Here is an 8,435-nt window from a genome sequence, read left to right as displayed (position 1 = left end):
GCGCAGATCAAGAAACATTGACAATTATTGGAAAAGGAAACCCTTTGTTGTATTTGGACGATCAACAAGTTGATTTTTCTACCATTTCGAGTTTAGCAATTGAGGACATAAAATCGATTGAAATTATCAAAAACCCTTCTGCTAAATATGAAGCAAATGGAAAATCTATCGTAAAAATTAATCTAAAGAAAAGTAAAAAAGAAGGTTTAAAATTGACTTTGCAAGAAACATTATCTTTCAAAAGAAAGTTTAATAATTATTTCAATTCGACTTTTCAAATTCGTAAAAATAAAAGCGAATTTAAACTGAACGCATCTTATAATCAACTAAATCCGTGGGAAGGAAATGGATTCGATTATCGCATAAAAGACAAAAATATTCAGTCCAATTATTTCATAAAATCGCAAACTAAACGTCCACATTTTATTGTAAACACAAGCTTTTTTCAGGAATTAAATGAATCTGGAGATTATTTTTCGTTTGCTATTAATTCAAATTTTAGAAAAGATAAAGGTTTGCTTGATACCAAAACAGAATATACCGAAAACAATGAAAATCAATCTATTTTAACGTTAAATGATAATGAAAATCATCGAAATTTTGTGAATACTTTGGTGAATTACAATAAAAATATTACGTCAATCGATGCAAGTATTTTAACAGGTTTACAATACACGATTTATAACACAGGAACAATATATTATTTTTACAATAAGATTAATGAGAATAATATCAAATACAATCAATCGCGCTATCAAAAATATCGTCTTAAGGTTTTTGCAGGAAAATTTGATGTAGAGAAAAAGTTTGAATCTGATCAAAAAATTGAATTTGGAGGACGTTTTACGCATGCAAAATCTGAGACGAATAATGAAACATTTTTTCCTCAACAATCATCAGAAGAATTTCTTTATAATTTCAAAGAACTGAATCTTTCCGCCTATTTGCAATACACTAAAAATTATGAAAAATGGAATTATAAAGCTGGATTAAGAACAGAAACGACTAATTCTAAAGGTTTTGATGAAATAAAACAACTTTCGGATATTGATAAAAAATACATCGATTGGTTTCCGAATGCAGAAATTAATTACACTTTTGATAATAAAAATGCGTTAACAATTTACTATAAACGTACAATTGATAGACCGAATTACAGCAATCTTTCTTCTGGGAATTTGTACGGAAGTCCTTATATCGAATACAGTGGAAATTTTAATATTTTACCTACTTACACCGACACATTTTCAGCGAATTATTCATTAAAAAAATGGAACATGAATGTGACGTATTATCAAAGTAAAAATCCGATGAATTATACATTAATTTATAATGATGTGAGAAATATTTCAACATTTACAACGATTAATTTCGAAAAAGAAAAAAACATTTCTGTTGCTTTGGATGTTCCATTCGAATATAAATTTTGGTCAACACAAATTAGTTTAGCTATGATTCATAGTAAAATAATTGATGAAAAAGCTGTGTTAAAAAAATCGATTCCGTATATCTATTTATACTCTAATCACAATTTCAAATTGGGAAAAGATTTCAACTTTATGGTTGATGGATATTGGTTAAGCAAACGAACTGAAGGAATTTATGATCGAAATTCTCAAGTTATCGTTAATCTTGGATTGACAAAATCATACAAAAACTTTGATTTTTCTATTCGTTTCAATGATTTATTCAAACAAATGAAATTTAGCGAAACACTGAATTATGATAAAATAAGTTCTAAAAATCTATTTTTAGTCGATTATCAAGAACTATCAGTTAGTGTTAAATATAATTTTGGCCGATTGAATAAAACCATCTCGAAAGAGAATAAAGTAAATGAAGAGGAAGGGAGAATTAGGTAATCTCAACTTATAAACCAAAAAAGCCATTCTTTCGAATGGCTTTCAATTTATGGATTGTTAGAATGTTTTTATGTATTACAATTCTAAAGCTCTTTTAGCGTCACCTCCCATTAATACGTTTAATGGATCTTCTACCGCTTCTTTAACAGCAACTAAGAATCCTACAGATTCGCGTCCGTCGATGATACGGTGGTCATAAGATAAAGCAACATACATCATTGGAGCGATAACAATTTGTCCGTTTTTAACAACTGGACGCTCAACGATATTGTGCATTCCTAAGATACCTGATTGAGGTGGGTTGATGATTGGTGTAGACATCATAGATCCAAATACACCACCATTAGTGATTGTAAATGTACCTCCTGTCATTTCATCAACAGAAATTTTTCCGTCACGTACTTTGATTGCTAAATCTTTGATAGATTGCTCAACACCACGGAAAGTTAAGTTTTCTGCATTACGTACAACTGGCACCATTAAACCTTTTGGTCCTGATACTGCAACAGAAACGTCAGCAAAGTCAAATTTTACTTGGTAGTCACCGTCAATCATAGAGTTTACGTCTGGGTATAACTCTAATGCGCGTGTAACTGCTTTTGTAAAGAAAGACATGAATCCTAAACCAACACCGTGTTTAGCTTTGAATTCGTCTTTATATTGGTTACGTAAAGCAAAAATTGCAGACATATCAACTTCGTTGAATGTAGTTAACATTGCAGTTTCATTTTTAACAGAAACTAAACGTTGTGCAATTTTACGACGTAATGATGATAATTTTTTCTCTGATTGAGCACGAGTTCCTTGAGTAGAAGTTCCCATTGCTGGTGTAAAACGAGCTGCATCATCTTGAGTGATACGTCCGTCACGTCCTGAACCTTTTACTTGAGAAGCATCGATACCTTTTTCGTCTAAAACTTTTTTAGCCGCTGGAGATGGAGTTCCCGTAGCGTAAGTTGCAGCTGGAGCAGCAGGTGCTGGCGTAGCAACTGGAGCTGGAGCAGCTTTTACTTCTTCTTTAACCTCAGCTTTTGGTGCTTCTGCAGCTGGAGCGCTTCCTCCTTCTGGTTTAGCAGCTGATGTATCAATAAGACAAACAACTTGTCCTACTTCTACAACATCACCTTCTTCCGCTTTCAAAGTGATAATTCCACTTTCTTCTGCTGGTAATTCTAATGTTGCTTTATCTGAGTCAACCTCAGCAATTGCTTGGTCTTTTTCTACGTAATCACCGTCTTTTACTAACCACGTAGCGATCTCTACTTCTGTGATTGATTCCCCTGGTGATGGGACTTTCATTTCTAACATATCTATTAGCTTTATTTTTTAATTGAATACTTTATTAATTACCTCTTCGTAAATTGCAGCCCAACGTTTACTTGAACCTGGTGCTGTTGCAGCACTTTCTGCTGGAGAAACTACGTCGAATGGATATTTTCTTAACTTACGTAAGATATACATCCAAGCTCCCATATTTTCTAGTTCTTCTTGTGCCCAAACCAATTTAGCATTACCAAATTTAGAGATGATAGCATCTACTTTTTCTTCATTTAAAGGATATAATTGCTCTAAACGAATAATTGCAGTTTCTTTATCACCTAATTCTTGGCGTTTTTTGTCTAAATCGTAGTAGATTTTTCCTGAACAGAAAACTACTTTTTTCACTTTTTTCGCATCTACTGTTACATCTTCGATGATTTCTTGGAAACCTCCATTTGCGAAATCTGCTAATGATGATACTGCTGATGGATGACGTAATAATGATTTTGGTGACATTACAACCAATGGTTTGCGGTAATCTGTTACAACCTGTCTTCTTAATGCGTGGAAGAAGTTAGCTGGAGTTGTGATATTTGCAACAAACATATTGTTACCAGCACACATTTGTAAGAAACGCTCTAAACGTGCTGAAGAGTGCTCTGCTCCTTGCCCTTCATATCCATGAGGCAATAACATTACTAAACCATTTTGTAATTTCCATTTATCTTCTGCTGCAGAAATATATTGGTCGATTACGATTTGCGCTCCATTCACGAAATCTCCAAATTGAGCTTCCCAAATAGTTAACGCTTTAGGATTTGCCATTGCATATCCATAATCAAAACCTAAAACTGCATACTCAGATAATAATGAATTATAGATTCTTAATTGACCTTGTTCATTATTGATATGGTTTAATAAGATAATTTCTTCTTCTGTGTCTTCAGTTTTTACAACCGCATGACGGTGAGAGAAAGTTCCACGTTCTACATCTTCCCCAGAAACACGCACGTTACGTCCGTCTGTTAAGATAGAACCGAAAGCTAAAGCTTCTCCTAATCCCCAGTCAATTTTATCTTCCTCAATCATTTTTCCACGTCCTTCAATTAAACGAGAAACTTTTTTGATTAATTTTTTACCTTCTGGAACTGTAGAAACAGCTTTTGCAATTTCTTTTAATTTTACTTCGTCGTAAGAAGTATTTGCTTGTTCAAAAACTTTTGCATCATCAGCTATTTCAAATCCTTCCCACTCTTCTGGCATGAAAGGGAAAATGTGATTACGCTCAATTTCTTTAGAAGCTTCAAAATTCGTTTCTAATAAAGCTTTAAATTCCGCTTCTTTTTGTTTAACGATTTCTTCACCAATTACACCTTCTTTTAATAATTTATCCTTGTAAATTTCACGAGGATTTGGGTGTTTAGCGATTAAGTTATATAATTTAGGTTGAGTGAATTTTGGTTCATCACCTTCGTTATGTCCATATTTACGGTATCCTAATAAATCGATGAATACATCAGAACCGAATTCTGCACGATAATCTGCTGCAAAACGGAAAGCGTGAACTACCGCTTCTACATCATCAGAATTTACATGCATTACAGGAGACAATGTTACTTTTGCAACATCTGTACAATATGTAGATGTACGCGCATCTAAATAGTTTGTTGTAAACCCAATTTGGTTATTTACCACAACGTGTACTGTTCCACCTGTTTTGTATCCGTCTAATCCTGCCATTTGAACAACCTCGTAAACGATTCCTTGTCCAGCTACAGCAGCATCACCATGAATTAAGATTGGAATAATTTTAGAATAATCATCTTTGTAATCTTCCTCAACTTTTGCACGTGTAATCCCCTCTACAACTGCATCTACAGTCTCTAAGTGAGATGGGTTTGGTGCTAAATTGATTCGGATATCTTTTCCATTCAATGCTTTGATTTGATTTGATGATCCCATGTGATATTTAACATCACCAGCCATTAAATCCGTATCAAAAGCTTTTCCTTCGAATTCTGAAAAGATTTGAGAATATGATTTTCCAAAAATGTTAGCCAAAACATTCAAACGTCCACGGTGAGCCATCCCTACGATAACCTCTTGTACGCCGTGATCTGCAGAACGATTAATCAATGTATCCAAAGCAGGAATCAAAGATTCATTTCCTTCTACCGAGAAACGTTTTTGTCCAACATATTTCGTGTGCATAAAGTTTTCAAAAGCAGTTGCTTCATTCAACTTTTCTAAAACACGTTCTTTCTCCTCCTTAGATAATTTTGGTTGATTCAAGTTTTGGTTTAACCAATTCTGAATCCAATTAATTCTTTGAGGTTCTCTTACATACATATACTCGATTCCGATAGATTCGCAGTACATGTTTTCTAAGTGTCCAATGATTTCACGTAAAGTGATTGGTCCACCGATACCTAAAATTTCACCAGCGTTGAATGTCAAATCTAAATCAGCATCAGATAAACCAAAGTTTTTGATGTCTAAAGTAGGTTCAAAAGTTCTACGCGCTCTAACTGGGTTAGTCTTAGTAAACAAATGTCCACGAGAACGGTAAGCATCAATCAAATTGATTACTTTAAATTCTTTCTGTACGTTGTCTGGAACTTGAGATACTACTGCAGGATTAACTACTGCTTGCGTTGTTTGACTAGCTTTGTTAGGAGCTGTTTGTGTTGCTGGTGCAAATAATGGCTCTCCATCATATGTTGCATTCGCAAAGTCATACCCTTGGAAAAAAGCTTTCCAACTTGGTTCAATACTATCCGGATATTGGACGTATTGATCATATAAGTCGCCTATAAACTCTAAATGAGCGGCATTTAAAAACGAAAAACGATCCATAAATTTTACTCTCTATGAGATTTAGCTACAAAAATAAACTATTTAAGGCTTTAAAAAAAATTACTTTCATCATATTTATCTTATCTCGCCATAAAAATATATTATAATCAAATAATCATTACATTTGATATAAATTTAAGAAAGATTTTACATTTAGATGAGAAATTTTCTAACAAAAAAAATAAACAAACGTTGGATTGGCTTCTTTATAATATTTGTGATTTTCGCTATTACAATATGGTCGAGTAATAAAATTGTACAAGAGCTAAAACGTGAAGAACACAAACGTGTAGAGAATTATGCGCGATCGTTAGAGTTGATAAGCTCATCCGAATTTTTAGATCCGAAAACGCAAGATTTTCTATTCAAATTAATTGAAGACAACAAATCGATCCCTGTTGCACTTGTAGACGAAAAAGGCATTATTGTAGACACCAAAAATATTGATGAATCCATCGTAAAAGATTCGGTTCAATTAAAAAAATATGTCAACAAAATGAAATCGTCGGAACAAACAATTGATGTTGAATTAATCGGAACTAAAAATTATGTTTATTTCAAAAATTCAAAACTTCTCAATCAATTACAATATTATCCACTCATCATTATTTTATTGATTTTACTGTTTTTTGGATTTTCGTACTGGTATTTCAAAACAGTTCGTGACACCGAAAAAAGTTATTTATGGGCTGGAATGGCAAAAGAAACGGCACATCAAATTGGTACACCACTTTCTTCGTTGATGGGTTGGGTCGAATTATTGAAATTGGAAGAAATCGATCAAACTTCAGTCATAGAAATTGAAAAAGATGTGGATCGGTTGAAACATATTGCCGAACGTTTCTCGAAAATTGGTTCAACTTCTGAACTCAAACAAACTGATATTATTTCAACTTCCAAACAAACAGTCGATTATATTTCGCAACGCATTTCGAAAGGAATTGAAGTAAATTTTGCTACCGATGTCGATGAATTTAACATCAATCTTAATTCTTCTTTATATAGTTGGGTTATCGAAAATTTGATGAAAAATGCGGCTGATGCCATGCAAAATAAAGGCGTTTTGGATATCGATATAAAAACGAAAGGTAAATTTGTCGAAATTTCTATTACCGATACAGGATCTGGAATTCCGACCAAATTGCAGAAAAAGATTTTTCAACCCGGCTTTACAACCAAAAAACGCGGTTGGGGATTGGGATTATCATTGGCCAAACGAATTATCGAAGATTATCACAAAGGAAAAATATTTGTTGCCAAATCATCCAAAGAAATCGGAACTGAGTTTAAGATTTTATTGAAAAAATAATCAGAAATATTACACAAAATCTTGATTATATAATGAGGTATACTTTTTGTAACTTTGTTATAACGACAACTGTTTTGTAAAATGAATAATTATGAATGCAACGACTATTGAACATGTGAATTCTAAATTGAAACAACTTCCTGAATCACTTTTGGAAGAAGTTGAGCGTTATATTGATTTTTTAACTTATAAACATAATCAAGAAACTGAATTTGAGTTAACGGAAGAACAAAAGGAAATTTTGGATAATCGACTTAACGAGCCAAAAGAAAATTTTTTGAATGCAAAAGATGTATTGAAAGAATTGCACGGAAAATATGATTTATAAGATTAGAATTTCTTCCGAAGCTGCCCAAGATATTGAACAAGCTATTTCTTATTATTCAAACTTTTCTACATCTGCTGCAAAATCATATTTAGCTGAATTGACAAAAGTTTTGGAAGCTTTGGAAATAAATCCTTTTTATCAAGTGAACTATAGAAATTTGCGTGCAAAACCTTTTAAATCTTTTCCTTATTTGGTTTTATTTGAAACTAATGAAGAAGAAAAAACTGTATTTATTTATGCAGTTTTTAATACACATAGAAATCCTACAAAATATCCAAAATAAAAAATGAGCTGAAAGTAAAACTTCAACTCATTTTTTAAATATCATTTTCTAATATCTAAATTCTAGTATCTCAGTACTAATTACTATTCTTTCACACCAATATAAATCTCAATTTCTGCATCAGCAGGATTTTGAGCTTTTTCGGTGTACAATTCGTAATCATATTTATACGTGCGATTTAGATTTGCATCATCATTCCAAATTTCTGTCCAAGTTTTCCCAACTGCTTCGTGCAATTCTCCTTTGGCAATATATTTTTTGAATGTTTGTGGCTCAAATTCACGACCAACCATACCTTCTGGAATTTCATCTAATGAAGAAACTTCTAAACCAATAATTGTCATATACTTTCCTGTAAAATCACTTTCGTAATCTGTGTAAACAGAATAAATATTAGAACTAATTGCATTTGGAATTTTAGCAATTATATTCTCATCGAAAAATTGATGCCACAATTTTCCTAAATCATCAATCGCTTGACTATCATTATTAGACGTTTGAGTCGTTATTCCTATAATTTTCAACTTATTCATTTTT

Annotated in this window: 7 protein-coding genes; 4 read left to right on the top strand and 3 right to left on the bottom strand. The window is 32.6% G+C overall.

Features of this window, described 5'->3' with window-relative positions; genetic code table 11:
- The coding region (locus N5D46_RS07285) for an outer membrane beta-barrel family protein (RefSeq protein WP_280049590.1) at positions 1-1,862 on the top strand (1,862 nt) is incomplete at its 5' end.
- A 75-nt stretch (positions 1,863-1,937) separates the two neighbouring features.
- On the opposite strand, the gene odhB is transcribed toward N5D46_RS07285, so the two are convergent.
- Together odhB and N5D46_RS07275 are read right to left on the bottom strand one after the other, a co-directional pair.
- Positions 1,938-3,170: a 2-oxoglutarate dehydrogenase complex dihydrolipoyllysine-residue succinyltransferase gene (gene odhB, locus N5D46_RS07280; protein ID WP_185096030.1), complete on the bottom strand. Its 1,233-nt coding sequence runs from the start codon at positions 3,168-3,170 to the stop codon at positions 1,938-1,940.
- A gap of 18 nt (positions 3,171-3,188) precedes the next feature.
- A complete protein-coding gene (locus tag N5D46_RS07275) occupies positions 3,189-5,978 on the bottom strand; it encodes a 2-oxoglutarate dehydrogenase E1 component (RefSeq protein WP_280049587.1) in 2,790 nt (929 codons plus the stop codon).
- A gap of 157 nt (positions 5,979-6,135) precedes the next feature.
- Here N5D46_RS07275 and N5D46_RS07270 point away from each other — a divergent pair, with 157 nt between their 5' ends.
- The 3 genes from N5D46_RS07270 (at position 6,136) to N5D46_RS07260 (ending at position 7,898) form a co-directional block, all read left to right on the top strand.
- Positions 6,136-7,287: a HAMP domain-containing sensor histidine kinase gene (locus N5D46_RS07270; RefSeq protein ID WP_280049586.1), complete on the top strand. Its 1,152-nt coding sequence runs from the start codon at positions 6,136-6,138 to the stop codon at positions 7,285-7,287.
- A 91-nt stretch (positions 7,288-7,378) separates the two neighbouring features.
- The gene (locus tag N5D46_RS07265) at positions 7,379-7,615 is read left to right on the top strand and encodes a DUF2281 domain-containing protein (protein WP_125349725.1); all 237 of its coding nucleotides are present in this window, start codon (positions 7,379-7,381) and stop codon (positions 7,613-7,615) included.
- Positions 7,605-7,898 (top strand): type II toxin-antitoxin system RelE/ParE family toxin, encoded by a 294-nt coding sequence (locus N5D46_RS07260; protein ID WP_280049584.1) that lies wholly within the window; start codon positions 7,605-7,607, stop codon positions 7,896-7,898. Before N5D46_RS07265 ends, N5D46_RS07260 begins: the two co-directional genes overlap by 11 nt.
- Positions 7,899-7,981: 83 nt before the next feature.
- Here the strand turns inward: N5D46_RS07260 and N5D46_RS07255 are convergent, their stop codons facing one another.
- Entirely contained in the window at positions 7,982-8,431 is a 450-nt protein-coding gene (locus N5D46_RS07255) for a GyrI-like domain-containing protein (protein WP_219034286.1), read from the bottom strand.
- Positions 8,432-8,435: the final 4 nt, after the last annotated feature.

Origin of the sequence: Empedobacter sp. GD03865 (assembly GCF_029840775.1) — a bacterium.
GTDB lineage: Bacteria > Bacteroidota > Bacteroidia > Flavobacteriales > Weeksellaceae > Empedobacter > Empedobacter falsenii_B.
This window is presented reverse-complemented; position numbering and strand designations above follow the sequence as displayed.